Source organism: Streptomyces sp. L-9-10, assembly GCF_004151105.1.
Lineage (GTDB): Bacteria > Actinomycetota > Actinomycetes > Streptomycetales > Streptomycetaceae > Streptomyces.
In genome coordinates, this window is the sequence record NZ_PHRF01000027.1 from 413,032 (window position 1) to 428,704 (window position 15,673).

At 70.9% G+C, this 15,673-nt stretch carries 13 protein-coding genes; 4 read left to right on the forward strand and 9 right to left on the reverse strand.

The window, feature by feature from the left end; all coding sequences use genetic code 11:
• Positions 1-3 precede the first annotated feature (3 nt).
• From pstC to CU044_RS07970, 3 genes are all read right to left on the reverse strand, one after another.
• Positions 4-1,056: a phosphate ABC transporter permease subunit PstC gene (gene pstC / locus CU044_RS07960; RefSeq protein WP_240045413.1), complete on the reverse strand. Its 1,053-nt coding sequence runs from the start codon at positions 1,054-1,056 to the stop codon at positions 4-6.
• 133 nt (positions 1,057-1,189) lie between these two features.
• A complete protein-coding gene (locus CU044_RS07965) occupies positions 1,190-1,582 on the reverse strand; it encodes a hypothetical protein (RefSeq protein WP_129767728.1) in 393 nt (130 codons plus the stop codon).
• 318 nt (positions 1,583-1,900) lie between these two features.
• Positions 1,901-3,109: a S8 family peptidase gene (locus CU044_RS07970; protein ID WP_129767729.1), complete on the reverse strand. Its 1,209-nt coding sequence runs from the start codon at positions 3,107-3,109 to the stop codon at positions 1,901-1,903.
• 398 nt (positions 3,110-3,507) lie between these two features.
• Between CU044_RS07970 and CU044_RS07975 the strand changes: the two genes are divergently transcribed.
• Entirely contained in the window at positions 3,508-4,863 is a 1,356-nt protein-coding gene (locus CU044_RS07975; RefSeq protein ID WP_129767730.1) for a M14 family metallopeptidase, read from the forward strand.
• A 102-nt stretch (positions 4,864-4,965) separates the two neighbouring features.
• Here the strand turns inward: CU044_RS07975 and CU044_RS07980 are convergent, their stop codons facing one another.
• Both CU044_RS07980 and CU044_RS07985 read right to left on the reverse strand, forming a co-directional pair.
• Positions 4,966-6,123 carry a hypothetical protein gene (locus tag CU044_RS07980; protein ID WP_129767731.1) on the reverse strand — a complete coding sequence of 386 codons (1,158 nt, stop codon included), beginning with the start codon at positions 6,121-6,123 and terminating at the stop codon, positions 4,966-4,968.
• Entirely contained in the window at positions 6,120-7,283 is a 1,164-nt protein-coding gene (locus CU044_RS07985) for a hypothetical protein (RefSeq protein ID WP_240045414.1), read from the reverse strand. The genes CU044_RS07980 and CU044_RS07985 overlap by 4 nt, the downstream gene beginning before the upstream one ends.
• A gap of 360 nt (positions 7,284-7,643) precedes the next feature.
• On the opposite strand from CU044_RS07985, the gene CU044_RS07990 reads away from it, so the two are divergent.
• Together CU044_RS07990 and CU044_RS07995 are read left to right on the forward strand one after the other, a co-directional pair.
• Positions 7,644-8,078, forward strand: a complete 435-nt coding sequence (locus tag CU044_RS07990) for a subtilase-type protease inhibitor (RefSeq protein WP_129767732.1) — start codon at positions 7,644-7,646, stop codon at positions 8,076-8,078.
• Positions 8,079-8,221: 143 nt separating this feature from the next.
• On the forward strand, positions 8,222-8,857 hold the full coding sequence (locus CU044_RS07995) for a hypothetical protein (RefSeq protein WP_129767733.1): 636 nt from the start codon (positions 8,222-8,224) through the stop codon (positions 8,855-8,857).
• Between the two features lie 114 nt (positions 8,858-8,971).
• Here CU044_RS07995 and CU044_RS08000 read toward each other — a convergent pair whose 3' ends face one another.
• The 3 genes from CU044_RS08000 to CU044_RS08010 form a co-directional block, all read right to left on the reverse strand.
• Positions 8,972-11,014, reverse strand: a complete 2,043-nt coding sequence (locus CU044_RS08000) for an NB-ARC domain-containing protein (RefSeq protein ID WP_129767780.1) — start codon at positions 11,012-11,014, stop codon at positions 8,972-8,974.
• Between the two features lie 196 nt (positions 11,015-11,210).
• A complete protein-coding gene (locus tag CU044_RS08005; protein WP_129767734.1) occupies positions 11,211-12,344 on the reverse strand; it encodes a pyridoxal phosphate-dependent aminotransferase in 1,134 nt (377 codons plus the stop codon).
• Entirely contained in the window at positions 12,341-13,030 is a 690-nt protein-coding gene (locus tag CU044_RS08010) for a PAS domain-containing protein (protein ID WP_129767735.1), read from the reverse strand. Before CU044_RS08010 ends, CU044_RS08005 begins: the two co-directional genes overlap by 4 nt.
• A gap of 137 nt (positions 13,031-13,167) precedes the next feature.
• Here CU044_RS08010 and CU044_RS08015 point away from each other — a divergent pair, with 137 nt between their 5' ends.
• Positions 13,168-14,154, forward strand: coding sequence for a hypothetical protein (locus CU044_RS08015; RefSeq protein ID WP_240045415.1), 987 nt, complete (start codon positions 13,168-13,170; stop codon positions 14,152-14,154).
• Between the two features lie 42 nt (positions 14,155-14,196).
• Here the strand turns inward: CU044_RS08015 and CU044_RS08020 are convergent, their stop codons facing one another.
• Positions 14,197-15,672: a TIGR00366 family protein gene (locus CU044_RS08020; RefSeq protein WP_129767736.1), complete on the reverse strand. Its 1,476-nt coding sequence runs from the start codon at positions 15,670-15,672 to the stop codon at positions 14,197-14,199.
• Position 15,673 lies beyond the last annotated feature (1 nt).

Here is a 15,673-nt window from a genome sequence, read left to right on the forward strand (position 1 = left end):
GGTCTAGGCATCGCTGGCCGCGCCGGAGCGGCTGCGCGCGACGATGGACGAGGCGATGAAGTTGACGATGAGGGTCATCACGAAGAGCGCGAGTCCGGCCGCCATGAGCGCGGACATCCCGAACGGACTGGCCTCCCCGTAGCGGAGCGCGATCAGCGAGGAGACGGAACTCGTGCCGCTCTGGAGGACATGCCACTGGATCTGGAAGACCGGCGAGATGATCAGGTAGACGGCGATGGTCTCGCCGAGCGCGCGGCCGAGTCCGAGCATGGTGCCGCCGATCATGCCGCCCTTGCCGAACGGCAGGACGACACTGCGGATCATCCCCCAGCGGGTGGCGCCGAGCGCGTAGGCGCCCTCGCGCTCACCGGCCGGCGCCTGGGTGAAGACCTCGCGCATCACGGAGCAGATGATCGGTGCGACCATCAACGCCACCACGATGCCCGCGATGAGGGTCGAGGAGGTGTAGACGGTCTCGGTGGCGAGCGGATCGCGCGGATCGGCTCCGACGACACCCAGTGGCGGGAACCAGCCGAGGTAGGTGGCGATCCAGCGCGCGGTGGGCAGTACGGCGCCCTCGAAGAAGAAGAGCCCCCACAGTCCGTAGACGACACTCGGCACGGCCGCCATCAGGTCGACCACACTGATCAGTGTGGAGCGCATCCCGGGCGGCGCGTACTCGGAGATGTAGAGCGCCCCGCACACCGCCAGCGGCACCGCCACCACGATCGCCACCAGCGCGATCAGGACGGTGCCGACGATGACGGCGGCGATACCGAAGCGGCCCGCGTCCGGTTCCCAGGCCGCGGTGGTGAGGAAGGACCACCCGGCCCGGTCGAGCGCCTGCCATGCGCGGTACAGCAGAAAGCCGCCCACCAGCAGCATCACGGCAAGCACGAGTCCGCCGCCGCCGCGGGCCACGCCCCGGAAGATCCGGTCGGGCAGCCCGGGGTCGGCGTAGAGCCCACGCGCCCCTTCGGCGGCGGCCGGTCCCCCGGTCGCGAGCCCAACGGACGGCTGGGCGGCGGTGGTTCGCTCCCCTGTTCGTCTCAGCACACCCATGACGCTCACGGGGCGCGGTTGACACGCACGCACCTTTATCTGAACAAGGCGCCTCCTAGAGGCAACTTCGGGTGACGAGTGTGTGCGCGTACCGTGCGGAGGCCCCGGACACCGGGGTTCCGGAGCGTCAACTCGCGCTCCACGGAACCTCGCCGCTCTCCCCCAGCTCCCGCAGCAGCTCACGGAAGCGGTGATACGCCACCCGGCAGGTCGAGTACCGCTCATAGGAGCGGGCGGACACGATGGTCCGGCGGCCGCTCTCGTCCCGGACGATCCACATCCAGCCGTTGGCCTCCACCGTGTGCTGGACCCCTCCGGTCAGCGCCGCGTGCCGCCGGCACACCTCCTCGAACGCGGCCCGGCACCGCTCGTACGAGGTGAAGGCGAGTGCCGAGACGGCGACGACCCGCCCGTTCTGCGCCACCACCCGCCATCGGTAGCACCCGTCCGCGTCGATGTCGGTCTGACAGCGCAGCCCGGCGGCGCTCCGTAATCTTCCGCTCTCATCGGCCGATCTCATGTCCCCACGTCCCCACCCCTGCCGCTCGTCCCTGTCGGACCGCACGTACGGCCCGTGGAGCGGCAGATGCAACCTATTGAGACGATCGTGAAGGGCGGGATCCAAACGACTGCCTGCCGACAGGATTCGTCTGGAAGTTGCCTCTAGGCCACCGGCTCTTCCCCGGGGGCGCGTGTGCCGACGGCGGGCAGGCGCAACGCCCGGCGCCATGTGGGCGGCGCCGGGCGTCACGTTCTCAGAGCGTCCGGACGGTCGTCCGGCAGGTCGTCCCGAGGGTCGTCCCAGGGGTTACGGAACGAGGAGTTACGGGACCAGGAGTTACGGGACTATGCGCAGGAGCTTGTTGGGCGAGCCGGTGCCCGGGTTGGACACGACTCCGTTGGTGGCGCCGTTCACCAGGGCCGCGGCGACCTGGGCCGGGGTCGCGGTGGGGTGTCCCGCGAGGTAGACGGCGGCGGCTCCGGCCACATGCGGTGTGGCCATCGACGTGCCGGAGATGCTGCTGGTGGCCGTGTCCGAGGTGTTCCAGGCACTGGTGATGGCGCTGCCCGGAGCGAAGAGGTCCACGCGCGCGCCGAAGTTGGAGTAGCTGGCGCGGGCATCGGTGCTGGTCGTCGCGCCGACGGTGATCGCGTCCGCGACCCGGGCCGGCGAGTAGTTCTGGGCGTTCGCTCCGGAATTACCGGCGGCGACCGCGTAGGTCACACCACTGTTGATGGAGTTCTGCACGGCGGTGTCGATCGCGGCGTTGGCGCCACCACCGAGCGACATGTTCGCCACCGACCGGGCGGCGTGGTTGTTGGTGACCCAGTCGATACCGGCCACGACCTGGGCCGTGGTGCCCGAGCCCGCGTTGTTGAGCACGCGCACGGCGACGATCCTGGCCTTCTTGGCCACGCCGTAGGCCGTGCCCGCGGCGTTGGCGGCGACGTGGGTGCCGTGGCCGTTGCCGTCCTGCGCCGTGTTGTCGTTGTCGACGGCGTCGTAGCCGTTCGAGGCCCGTCCGGCGATGTCCTGGTGGGTGATGCGGACGCCGGTGTCGATGACGTACACGGTCGTGCCCTCACCGGCGGTGTCCGGGTAGGTGAAGCTGTTGTTCAGCGGCAGCGCCGCCTGGTCGATCCGGTCGAGGCCCCAGGACGGCGGGTTGGTCTGGGTGGCGAGCGTGTGCACCTCGCGGTCCTGGAAGACCTTGTCGACGGCCGGGTCGGCCGCGAGTCTGCGCGCCTGCGCGGGCGAGAGCTCGGCCGCGTAGCCGTTGAGGGCCGCCGTGTACGTCCGCTTGACGGTCCCGCCGTACTCGGACACCACACTCCGGCCCGCGGCCGAGGCGGACTTGAGACCGGCGGTCTCCTTGAGTGTGACGATGTAGCTGCCCTGCACCGCGTCCTTGGCATCGGCGCCGACGACCGTACCCACGGTGGGGGCCGCCTGGGCGGGAACGGCGAGGGCGGTCATGGCCGCAGCCGCCGCTGCCGCCGTGATCGCCGCGGCGATCCGTGTCTTGGTGGTACGCAACACTGCCATCGTGAGGGATCCTCCTCATCGGGTGCGCTGGGGTGCGTGCGCAACGTGGGGGTACATACGAGACGTATGCGTGACGAGCGGACCGTGTGATTCCCGGGACCCGCCCTCCCAAGACCTTCGCTGAGACAACGTCAGACGACAAGAGCCCCGACGCGATGTCATATCCATGACACGACCACGCAATGACGCCGTAGCGTGGATGCGCCCGCTTGGGGACGTAAGGGGCGCCGTGGCCCGGCAGTTGAAGACAACACGCGCACCTCGCCACCCATGGCGCATAACACCCCCTTTGCCCGCCACATGCGCGCTCTTGACCCGATCATGCCAAAGCCTCACGATGACCCCGGGGGCACCTACTGCGTGCCCACACCCCCACGACTCCCCACCCAGGAGACTTCATGCGGCTCCGAATACGCGGAAGCGGCGGCAGCGGTCACCGACGGACAGCCACCCTGGCCGTCGCGCTGACCCTGACCCTCGGTGTCACCGCCACGGCCACGGCAACCAGCGCCGATTCCACTCCCTCGGCGGCCGCCGCCAGGGCCACGGCCGCCGACGAGGACATCCAGCAGTACGAGATCGTCACGCACGCCACGTCCGCGACGCGCACCGCGCTCGCCAGGACCGGTGTGACGATCGACGCGTCCGACAGCGAGAGCGTGGTCGTCTCCGCCGACCCCGCGCAGGTGAGGAAGCTCCGCTCGCTCGGTTACGCGCCGACGCCGCTGGGCGCCGCCCCGGACCGCACCCTGAACGGTGCCGTCACACCGTTCGACTTCCCCTCGGCCGACTCGAATTACCACAACTACGCCGAGATGACGAGCGAGATCAACTCCATCGTCTCCGCGAACCCGGGCATCGCGAGCCAGCGCGTCATCGGCACCACGTACCAGGGCCGGAACATCACTGCCATCAAGATCAGTGACAACGTCGGCACCGACGAGAACGAGCCCGAGGTCCTCTTCACCCACCATCAGCACGCGCGCGAGCACCTCACCGTCGAGATGGCGCTCTATCTGCTGAAGCAGCTGACCGCCGGACACAACACCGACACACGCATCACCAACATCGTCAACAACCGTGAGATCTGGATCATCCCGGACCTCAACCCGGACGGCGGCGAGTACGACATCGCCACCGGCTCCTACCGCAGCTGGCGCAAGAACCGGCAGCCCAACTCGGGCTCCACCGCAGTCGGCACGGACCTCAACCGCAACTGGGCCTACCGCTGGGGCTGCTGCGGCGGCTCCTCCGGCAGCCCCTCGTCGGACACCTACCGGGGCGCCGCCGCCGAGTCCGCGCCCGAGGTGAAGGTCGTGGCGAACTTCGTACGCGGCCGGGTCGTCGGCGGTACACAGCAGATCAAGGCCGCGATCGACTTCCACACCTACAGCGAGCTGGTGCTCTGGCCGTTCGGCTACACCACCGCCGACACCACCACCGGAATGACCGTGGACGACCGCAACGCCTTCGCCGCCATCGGCCAGAAGATGGCCGCCAGCAACGGTTACACGCCCGAGCAGGCCAGCGACCTCTACATCACGGACGGCTCGATCGACGACTGGCTGTGGGGCACGCACAAGGTCTTCGCGTACACCTTCGAGATGTATCCGTCCTCGGGCGGCGGCGGTTTCTATCCGCCCGACGAGGTGATCAACCGCGAGACCAGCCGGAACCGCGACGCCGTACTGCAACTGCTGGAGAACGCGGACTGCATGTACCGGTCCATCGGCAAGGAAGCCCAGTACTGCTGACGGGTCCCGGCTGAGGTTCCCCCGCCGGCCGGCTCACGAGGGGGCGTCTCCGTTTCCGACGGAGACGCCCCCGCCGCTGCGCGCCGAGGCCGCTGTGCCCGATCAGCCGGGCAGGGTGAGACGCAACGGACCGCAGCCGATACGCTCGGCCTCCGCCGCCACATAGCGGGGGAGCAGCGCGCGGATGTCGGCCGCGCTGCTCTCCTCGTCGCTCCGGACCAGGAAGGTCACGTCGCCGGTCTGGCACGGGGCCTGGAACAGCCCGAGGTCGTCGCTGATGAAGCCGCGTCCGTCCTTTCTGCCGGTGGCCTCGATCTGTTCGCCTTCGCGGAGGGCCGACCCCTTGTAGAGCTCGGACAGCCGCGGGTCCTCCACCGTCATCAGCCGCAGTCTGGGACGGTCGAACACCACATCGCTGTCGCAGGTGCGGACCGGCCCCTCGCCGTTGGTCACGAGAGGACGGTCGAACGTGCTCCTCCCCTTCCCGGGGAGACGCAGCCCCTCGATGCCGCACAGGCCCTTGGCCTCCGTGTCCTGGAACCGCGCGGGCTCCGCCATCCGTGCCACCGGGTCGGCGAGGACGCCCTCGCATCCCTCGTCGGCCAGGAAGCCGTTGACCAGCGTGACCACGGCGCGGGCGAGCTGATCGCGCTGCCCGGTCTCGACCTCGTCCTCATAGACGGTCCAGCCCGTCTCCATGTCGAACACGAGAGGGCCGTCGTTCCCCTCCGGCCGGCCGGTGCAGCCGTCGGGCACCGCGAGCCAGGCCCGGGTGTCCGAGGCCATCCCCAGCAGCCCGCCGCCCAGCGGGGTCAGCCGCGCGGACAGGAACTCATCGGCCCAGCGCTCCCCCGAGCCGCCCTGCCGCACGTCGAGTTGATGGACCTGGACGGTGATCCGGCGGCCCCGTGGCGACTGAAGGCGGCACTGCCCCGACGGTCCTTCGGAGTTGATGCTGTCCCGCCCGAGCTCCACCTCGGACGCCCTGATGTCCGTCTTCCCGCCGAACAGCGCCGCCACGTCGCCCTTGCCGAACGCGCCCCAGCAGGCCCGTTCGTCCGTGAACGGTCCTGTCCCCGTCTGCCAGGCCACTCCCGCGCCGCCGAGCACCGCCCCGGCCACGGCGGCGGCCAGCGCGGGCCGCAGCCGGCCGCGCGTCAGCCGCCGCCAGTGCCACCAGGGCCGGCGCGGCGCGGAGACCGCGTCGGCGTGGGTATCCGCGCCGGCGCCGGTGTGGATGTCGTTGTGCGTGTCACTCATCGTCCGGAACCCCCAGAGGTGACAGGCGCGACAGGCGCACAGCCGAGCCTCGCCGTCACGGCGTCGGTGAAAGCGGTGAAGTACGGCGTCGTCTCCTCGGTGAGGTCGTCCACCATCAGCAGGGTCACGGGCCGTCCCGCGCAGTCGGCCCGTACGACCTTGTAGTCGTCGGCGAAGACGCCGGAGCCGCGCCAGCCGTCCGCGGGCGCTCCGCTTCCCGTCGTACCGTCGAACAGCGCGGCCAGCCTCGGCTGGGCGACCATCAGGGCGTCGAAGTACCGGCTGTCGCCCCGCTCCACGCGCACCGCACAGGACTGGAGGTCCCGGGTGACCGCGCCGACCCGGTATTCGAGGGTCTTACGCGTCTCCTCGTCGAATTCCAGGCCCTTGATCCGGCACGCGCCGGAGAACAGGCCGGTCTCGTCCTCCGGCAGCAGGAGCACGGGCGAGGAGACCCGCAGTGGCTTCGCGGGGGCGCAACCCGCCGCCTCCATCCCCCGGTTGGCGGCGGAGACGAGCAATCCGGCCACGGAACGGACTCCGCCGAGCCCCGCTTCGGCCCGCGTGGAACCGCCTTCGCCCCACGTCGTCCGCGCGTCGGAGTCGAGCGTGACCGCGGTCGGCCGGCCGTCACGCGCGTCACACCGCTCGGGCAGCACGAGCAGACCGCGGCGTCCGTCACTGGCCCCCGGCAGCCCGTCGGGCAGGGGTACGGCGAGATCGCCGAGATACGCGCCGATCCACTCCATGCGCTCCGCGGCGTCCTTGGGTGCCGGGCCGTAGGTGAGCGTGATCGCGGTGTCCCGGGACGTCTTCCCGCCGTCGCCGCCCGTGTGGCTGGAGCGGAGCGCGACCTCGCACCGGCCGGCCGGCCGCCGCGGGGTCGGCGCGGTCTCCTCGGACGTACGAGAGCCCTCGTCGTCGCCCTCGAACACCGTGTCGCTCAGGAACCCGGGCCCGCTGTTCGCCTCCCAGGCCCCCCAGCAGTAACGGTCCTCGCGGCCGAACGGCCAACTGCCCGTGGCCCACGTACCCAGCCCCGCGGCCACCAGCACGACCGCGGCGCCCACGAGCACACCCCCGCGGCGGGTCCGTACGAACCACTTCGGCCGGCGCGCCCGGCCCTGCCCGCGACCGGCCTGTGCGTCCCCGTCCGCCATGCCCTTCCCCCTGTCCCCGTACGGCCGTTGATCGTATCGAGAGGGTCCGGGCGGGTACGGGCGGGTGTCACGGCGTACACAGGGACCGGCCCAACACAGGACGGAAACGCGCCATCCCTGGCATTCAATGGTTCAAGGATTTATAAGCCTTAAATTCACTTGATCAACCATCGGTTACGGCTTTCTTCGGCCGAATCACGCGACAGCTCCCCCACAGGTCAAGCCCCACCCCATGACCACAACCTGCACTCATACCATCACACGGAGCGACCGAAAGTGGCGGGAGAGTCACCCGTCCTCCGTCGAAGGCGGCAAGACTGCCCATGCTTCACAGAACCTTCGACTCAGGGAGTGTTTGAAATGCGGTCCATCGCAACAGGTCTGGCGCTCACCGCCACCACGCTGGCGTTCATGGCGCTGCCGGGCACCGGTACGGCGAGCGCCGAACAGGCCGTGTCCGGCAGCCTGTACGCACCCTCCGCCCTCGTGCTCAGTGTCACCGAGGGCGCCGACACGACGACCGGGACGGTGCTGCGCGCGGTCACTCTCAGCTGCGCGCCCCGGGCGAGCGGCACGCACCCGGACCCGGCCGGCGCCTGCGCCGAACTCCGGTCCGCCCAGGGCCGGCTGGACGCCATCACCACCCCGGCCCCGCACGTCTCCTGTACCAGGGAGTGGAACCCGGTGACCGTGACGGCGGACGGCGTCTGGGAGGGCAAGCGCTACTCGTACGTCCACACCTTCAGCAACCCGTGTGCGAGAGACAGCGGCAGCGGCACGGTGTTCGCCTTCTGATCTGAGCGTGTCCCGCGCGAGCCGCTGAACCCGGCGCCGGGCCTCCGTCCGGGGCGTGCCGTACCTCCGGTGCGTCCGCACGTTCTCCGCCACGCACGGACAAGTGCCTGCGGGCGGAGGCCCGGTGCTGGAACGCTGGACGAATGAACGAGAGCGAGAGCGAGAGGACACTGGGGCCGGGCCGACGGTGGTGTGTGCTGCCCGACGACAAGGACTGGCTGCGCGATCTGCGGACCATGGGGGACCGGCTCCTCGATCATCTGGCTGCCGCCGCCGCCCTGGACGACGATCCGTGGGAACTCCCCGCCGCCCCCTACGCGGAGGCGGCGACCGCGTGCGACCGCGTCGTCTCCATGCTTCCGGCACGCGCCGGAGGCGGTCTCGGTCTCCTGCTCTCCCCCACGGGAACGCCACAGCCCACCGTGCACGCCCTCGTGGTGGAGTGCGATGACCTGGACGCGCTGTGGGAGGTCCTCACCCGGCTGCACCGCGCCCTCGACGAGGAACCGGGCACCGAAGGGCTCCTGGACCTCGTCGGACAGGCCGGTGCCGAGTGGGGCGACCCGCCGCGCTCACCGCGATGTCTGGTCTCGCAGCTCGAACGCGTGGTGGCGGTGCTGGAGTTCGACACCTTCGCGGTACGGACGCTGGCGGTCGTCATGACCGACGAAGAAGCGAGGGAAGCGGCGGAGGCCGGGGCGGTGCGGACGCTGGACGATACGGGACAGACCGCCTACGAGTCCGTCACCGCCGCCTGGTCCACCACACTCCAGCCCTGAACACTCCAGCCCCGGGCATTCCAGCCCCTGAACACTCCGGCCCCGAACGCGACGGTGGGTACGAAGGGTTCGTCGCGGCGTCGACGGCCCTTCCGGACGGCCGTCGCCCGGTCTCTACGACGGCGGATGGCCCTGGAGCGCACGGACGAGCCCGCTCCTGGCGTCGTCCGCGAGCCCCCGGTCGTACGCCCTCTCGTAGGCGGGGTCGCCCGCGGCCTCACGTGCCCGCCGCTCCCACTCCGCGCGGAGCGCGCCGAGTTCGGGGGTGCCGCGATGGGGGTGGCCGATCATGCGCCAGTACGCGTGCCCCGTGCCGTAGGTGCGGGCCGCCTCCACGCCGTCGCCCTGGACCGCGATCGCTCCCGCGAGCAGATCGAGACCGAGAGCGATCCCGAGGCTGTCGTGCAGCTGGTACTTGCCCGCGAGCATCGCCCGCGCATGGCTCTCGGCATCGCGCGGCCTGCCCTGCAGGAGGTGTATGAAGGCGAGTTGGTGATCGGCGTACGCGCGCGCCCAGCGCTCGCCGTACCGCAGACTGAGCCGTTGCAGCCCGGCGGCCTCTTCGCGCGCGTCGTCGAGGCGGCCGAGCGCGGTGAGCGCGAAGAGCCTTATCACCCGGCAGCGCAGCTGCGACGGGGCGTCGAGCGGGTCGCCCGGCAGATTGCGCAGCGCGCGATCGCAGACGGTGTACGCGGCGAGGGGACGTCCCATCATCAGGCAGTTGAAGCCGACGACATGGGCCGCGGAGAGCAGGGATTCCGGATCGTCGTCGTGCCAGGCGGAGACGCTGCACTCCTCACCGACCCGGCGCGCGGCTTCATGGTCGCCCTGGAGCGCGAGGGTGATGCCGAGAGCCCAGAGGGCACGGGTACGGTGCTGTCCGCCGCCGGTGTGGAGGCGCAGGGCGCGTTCCAGACAGCTGCGCGCCTGGTGGAGATGGCCGCAGCAGCTCCAGAAGAGTCCGGTGCGGCCCGCCATCTCCACGCCCTGTTCGGGGTCGTGGTCGAGGAGATGGTCGATGGCCGCGCACAGATCGGCGTGGGTGTCGGCGATGCGCCGGTACCAGGCGACCTGTTCCGGGCCGAGCCAGCCGGCGTGCGCCCGGCGGGCGAGGGCGGCGAAGTGGGCGCCGTGCCGGTCGGCGAGGAGCCTCTCCTCGCCCAGCTCGCCCAGCCACATGGCGCCGTATTCGCGGATCGTGTCCAGCATGCGGTACCGGCCGCCGTCGCCGCCGTCCAGACGCAGGACGGACTTGCCGACGAGTCCGTCCAGGGCGGTGGTCACCGCGTCGGGGGTCAGCGGACCGCCCGCGCACACGGCCCGCGCGTCCTCCTCCTCGATGTCACCGCGGAAGACCGAGAGCCTGGCCCACAGCAGACGCTCCAGCGGCTCGCACAGCTCATGGCTCCACCCGATCGCCGTACGCAGCGCACGATGGCGGCGGGGCCAGACCGTCTCGTCGACCAGGACATCGAGCCGGGTGGTCAGCAGGTCCGCCACGTATTCGACGGAGTGATCCGTCAGCCGGGCGCAGGCCAGTTCGACGGCCAGGGGGATGCCTTCGAGGCGGTGGCAGATCCGGACCGCGGCCGCTGCCGTACGCGGGTCGTCCAGGGACACCTGGGGCGCGGTACGGGCCGCCCGGTCGCGGAAGAGCCGTAGTGCCTGGTCATCGCCTTCCAGGGACAGCGGCCGCACGTCGAGGCAGTGTTCACCCCGCGCCCCGAGCGGCTGCCTGCTCGTGGCGAGAACGGTCAGCCCCGGCGCGGCGGTCAGCAGTTCCCCGACCAGATGCCCGACCTCCGTCACGGTCCGTTCGCAGCAGTCGAGCACCAGCAGCAACCGCCGCCCCGCCAGCCACTCGCACAACGCCTCCACCGGCGACCGCAGCGAATGATCCGACAGCCCGACGGCATCGCACACCGTCCCGAGCAACAGCCTCTCGTCGTACAACGGCGACAGATCGGCCCACCACACCCCGTCCGGGAACAGGCCGTCGCCCGCTCGCTCCGCAGCACGCAGTGCCAGCCGGCTCTTTCCCACACCGCCACTGCCCGTGAGAGTGACCAACTGGTGTTCCGCGAGTGCCCGTTCGATCCAGCCCAGCTCGCTGTTTCGGCCAACGAAACTGGTCGTCACGACGGGAAGGTTGCCCACCACGGCTATATCCTGGCCCTGTTGAGGTAGATGGCCTACACCCCTGGTCGGAAACGGCCAGAATCGGCCGGGAGTGGGCCCAGAACAATCAACCAGTCACGCGTTCTGCCACAAACGGGCAATTCCGGTGATCCAACGGGCACCGCGTCGGTGCTCGCGACAGCGGCGCGGTCGGGGTCGGCGGTACGGGTGACGGTCAGCGGCGGTCGCGCAGCCACGCGGCGAAGGCGTCCAGGGCCGGTGCCGGATCGGCGCGCCCGATGCCGATCCGGAAGCGGTCGGCGGGCGTGGCGGTGAGCTCGGAGCGGTAGATGCTCGCGGGCAGCAGCAGGACGCCGGCTTCCTCGATGAGCCTCGCGCAGAACTCCTCGACTCCGTCGGCACCCCGGTAGCGGGGGTAGGCCACGCAGCCGCCGTCCGGTGCCCGCCAGGAGAAAAGCTCCTCGAACTCCGCGAAGAAACTCTCGAAGACCGGAAGATTGGCGTCGATGACGGCCCGGTTGCGGGCCAGGATCCGTTCGCGCGCTTTGAGGGCGATCCGTGCGAGGACCTCGCTGGGAGCCGAGTTGCAGATGGTGGTGTAGTGCTTGGCCCGTTCGAGGCGGGAGCGCAGCCGCCGGTCGCGGCAGGTGATCCAGCCGATCCGCAGTCCGGGCAGGCCGAGGGATTTCGAGGTGACGTTCAGGGAGAGGGCGCGCTCCGAGAGGTCCGCGGCCTGCGGCAGGGTGCGGGAGGTGTCGCGCTCCAGGCCGCGGTAGACCTCGTCGCTGAAGAGATGGATCTCCCGTTCGTCGCACAGCCGGGCCAGCCGGGCGAAGTCGGCGGCGTCGATGACCTTCCCGGTCGGGTTGTTCGGGAAGTTGACGGAGATCACCCGTGTGTTGGGGCGGATCTCCGCGGCCACCCGGTCCAGGTCCAGGGCCCAGTCACGCCCGGCGTCCAGGGCCACACCGCTGACCTGGCACAGCGACAGCGGGACGGTCTCGGCGGCCTGGTAGTTCGGGGTGATGACCAGCGCATGGTCCTCGGGCCCCAGCAGGGCGTGCATGGCCAGGTAGAGGCCCTCTTCCGCGCCGGCGAAGCAGATCACGTCATCGGCTTCGGCGTGGGTGTAGGTGTCCGCGATCGCCTGTCGCAGGGCCGGATCACCGAAGGTCTCGGTGTAGCCGAAGGACAGCGTCTCCCAGGCGTGCCGCTCCTGGTCGTCGGCGAGCGCGAGCAGTTCGCCGATGTTCATCGTCTGCGCGTCGGAGGCGGTCAGATGGTGGCGGGCGGTGAACTCCCAGCGGGAGAAGTATGTTTCGAGCCGGAAGTCGGGCAGGCTGGTCATATACGTACCTCGTGGGCTCTGTGCTCGGCGAGCAGGGCGTAGACGGTGGAACGGGACGCCTTGAGGGCGTCGGCGACGACCGGGACGGCGCGGCGGACCTCGAACAGCCCCGCCCGGTCGAGTTCGCCCACGAGGGCGAGGCGGTCCGCACGGCCGAGGCGGTTCACGGGGCGGCCCCGGGCGCGGACGAACGCCCCCACGGTCCCGTGCACCCGCTCGGTCCAGTCCTGCTCGAACAGCGGCTCGGGCCGGGGCGCCGTCGGAGCGGCGAACCCGGCCAGCACGGCCGCCGCCTGCTCCAGCGGTGTGCGGTCGAGGTTCACGCACAGCACGGCCGACGGCTCACCGTCCGCGTCGCGCAGGACGGCGCTGACCGAGGACAGCCGCCGCCCGTCGGCGAGCAGCTTCTCGTACGGCCCGTACACATCGGGGGCGGACGGATCCGGGCCCTGCCCGTCGGCTCCACGCGGTACGGGACCCAGCCGGTCGAGCTCCCCGAGCAGCGAGGGATCGCCGGGGCCACGGCGTGTCATCGGGTTCCAGATGGCCAGCACCCGGTCCTCCGGCACATCGTGCAGGACCACCTCGGCGTACGGGCCCAGCAGCAGGGCCACCGCCTCGCACACCGGCGACCACACGCGCACCCGTGGGTCGGCCTCGTCGCTCATCCATGTCCGGCTCTCCATGCCTGGACTGTAATTCCAGATCGGACAGAACGTCCAGCCGCCCCGCTGCCGCGTTCGCCTCGGCCCACGTGCGAGGTGGCGCCCGCCGCCGCAGGCTGGGGGCAGATGGAGAGCAGGGGAGACGAGCGAGGTGCCCCATGGGACAACCACTCGGCCGGCGAGCGCTGCTGGCGGGAACGGGCGGGCTGCTGCTGGGAGCGGCGGGGTGCTCGGCTGCCCCGTCCGCACCCGTCTCCGCGTCCGTCGCTCCTTCCGTGTCCCCTTCCGTCTCCGGCGCGGGGTCCGGGCCGCCCTCGCCATCCCCCTCGTTGCCCGCGACCACACCCTGGCGGCCCGACCGGAACGATGTGGACCCGGCCGTGAAACTGCGTGCCGTACAGGTCGTGGAGGCGATCGGCGCCTGGGCCCCCGGCCGGGGCGGTGCGGCGGCGGCGAAGAAGCGGGTGGCCGCGCTCGGAGCGGCGCCGTCGCTGGTGGACCAGGCGGGCGCGCTGCTGCCGGACGCGCCCGAGGCCGCCCTCCAGGTGATCGACGCGCAGTACGGCGGGATCCTGGCGGACTCGGCCAGCGTGCTGGTGGTGTGCCGCCAGTGGACGCCGGGGCACGCGGGCGGCACGACCGTCGACGTACGGCTGAGCCGGGCGCGGCCGCGCTGGGACGTGACCGCGCTCCACCCGGCGCGGCCCGGCGCCGCCGCCGCCTCGCTGCCGGACGCCGCGCGGCGGGTACTGGCCGAGTCCCGGATCCGGCTGCCTCCCGCCGCCGAGGCGGACATCCGCGGCGGGAAGGTCCGTCCCAGCGTGCTGCACGCCCTGTCGCGGCTGGCCGGTACGTACCGGATGTACGTCAGTGTGGTGCGCTCCGGGCATCCGCTGGACGTGTTCGGCACCAGCCGGCCCAGTGACCATCCGCGCGGCCGGGCGTTCGACGTCTGGCAGATCGACGGGCACAGGGTCGTCGATCCGGCCACCTCGCGCCGGCTGGTCGAGTCGTTCATGCGCGACGCGGCGGCGGCCGGCTCGTACAACGTCGGCGGACCGGTCCGGCTCTCCGGAGGAGAGCCGGGCCAGTTCTTCACCGACGACACCCATCACGACCATGTGCACGTGGGGTTCACGGCCTGACGCCGCCGCGCGTCCCCGAGGATCCGCCCGGGGCGCCGGTGCTCAGGGGAAGGGCAGCGTACGGGCGAACAGGGTGACGAGGATCAGCACGACCGGGAAGCACACCAGGAACATGGCGAAGGTGTAGCCCATGATGTCGCGTGCCTTGAGTCCGAGGATCGTCAGCGTGGGCAGCATCCAGAACGGCTGGAGCAGGTTGGCGCTCGCCTCGCCGAGGTCGTACACCACGACCACCCAGCCCTGGTTCACCTGGAGTTGATTGGCCGCGTCCAGGACGTAGGGGGCCTCGATGACCCACTTGCTGCCACCGCTGGGGACGAAGACGCCGAGCACGCAGCTGTAGATGGCGATGAAGGCCGGGTAGAAGAACTCGTTCGACACCGACACCAGCCAGCCCGCGATGGTCTTGCTCAGTCCGGTGAAGGCGATCATCCCGAAGATCCCGCCGTACAGCGGGAATTGGAGCAGTACGCCCGAAGCCGCCGGGGTCCCCTCCTTGACCGCCTGGGCGAGCCGCACCGGACGCCAGTGCAGGATGAGCGCCAGCAGGATGAGGATGAGGTTGACGGTGTTCAGGTCCAGGGCGTTGAGCGCGCTGCCCTCCGCGCGGGCGAAGTGCCGTGCCAGGTACCACACTCCGAGCGCGAACAGCAGGATCGCGAAGACGGGACTGTACTCGATCCACTCCCCCGGCCGGCCCCGGCGCAGCTCCGTACGCTCGTCCGCCACGCTGGGCCCCAGTTCGACGCCCATCTGTTCGGCGGTCTTCGCGCGCTCCGGCGACGGCGACAGGAACCAGGCCATGCCGACGGCGACGACGAACACGATCGCCGTGGCCACCATGCCCTGCCAGAGGAAGATGGTGTCCGTGAGCGGGATGAGACCGCTGCCGCGCCCCTCCTCGATGACCTTCTGCACGGCGGGCGGACTCGACGCCTCGCTGGCCACCTGGAGGGCCGCGGATCCGGACAGGCCCTGGGCCCATACGGTGCCGAGCCCGAGGAAGGCCATCGCGCCCAGCGCCCGGTAGTCGACGCCGGAGACCCTGCGCGCGATCTCCTTGGCGAGGATCGCCGTGAAGATCAGGCTGAAGGCCCAGTTCAGATAGGACGTCACCATCGCGACGGCGGCGGTGTACGCGATGGCTCCACGGGGCGTACGGGGCACCCGCGCGAGCCGGCCGATCAGCCGGCCGACCGGTGGTGAGACCGCGACCGCGTACCCGGCGATAATGATCATCGCCATCTGGAGCGTGAAGGTGATCAGGGACCAGAAGCCCTGGCCCCACGCGTCCACCAGTCCGTACCCGGTCGTCGCCGTGGGATCCGACGGGGCGCCGAACAGGTCCTCGCCGGTCACGAGGCCGAGTGCGAAGACCGCGAACGTGCCCACCAGCACGAAGCCCAGCGCGTCGGGCAGCCATCTCTCGGAGAACGCGGTGAAGCGCAGCGCCATGCGCGCCGGCCAGGGCTCCCTGCCGGTCGGTGGGGCCGGCTCCCGCGGGGGCGCTGTGGTCATC

Coding starts and splice junctions, on each gene's coding strand:
- CU044_RS07980 (WP_129767731.1), bottom strand. CDS start 6,123: ATGAGTGACACGCACAACGACATCCACACCGGCGCCGGCGCGGATACC.
- CU044_RS08010 (WP_129767735.1), bottom strand. CDS start 13,030: ATGGAGAGCCGGACATGGATGAGCGACGAGGCCGACCCACGGGTGCGC.
- CU044_RS08005 (WP_129767734.1), bottom strand. CDS start 12,344: ATGACCAGCCTGCCCGACTTCCGGCTCGAAACATACTTCTCCCGCTGG.
- CU044_RS07995 (WP_129767733.1), top strand. CDS start 8,222: ATGAACGAGAGCGAGAGCGAGAGGACACTGGGGCCGGGCCGACGGTGG.
- CU044_RS08015 (WP_240045415.1), top strand. CDS start 13,168: ATGGGACAACCACTCGGCCGGCGAGCGCTGCTGGCGGGAACGGGCGGG.
- CU044_RS07965 (WP_129767728.1), bottom strand. CDS start 1,582: ATGAGATCGGCCGATGAGAGCGGAAGATTACGGAGCGCCGCCGGGCTG.
- CU044_RS07985 (WP_240045414.1), bottom strand. CDS start 7,283: ATGGCGGACGGGGACGCACAGGCCGGTCGCGGGCAGGGCCGGGCGCGC.
- CU044_RS07975 (WP_129767730.1), top strand. CDS start 3,508: ATGCGGCTCCGAATACGCGGAAGCGGCGGCAGCGGTCACCGACGGACA.
- CU044_RS07970 (WP_129767729.1), bottom strand. CDS start 3,109: ATGGCAGTGTTGCGTACCACCAAGACACGGATCGCCGCGGCGATCACG.
- CU044_RS08020 (WP_129767736.1), bottom strand. CDS start 15,672: ATGACCACAGCGCCCCCGCGGGAGCCGGCCCCACCGACCGGCAGGGAG.
- CU044_RS07990 (WP_129767732.1), top strand. CDS start 7,644: ATGCGGTCCATCGCAACAGGTCTGGCGCTCACCGCCACCACGCTGGCG.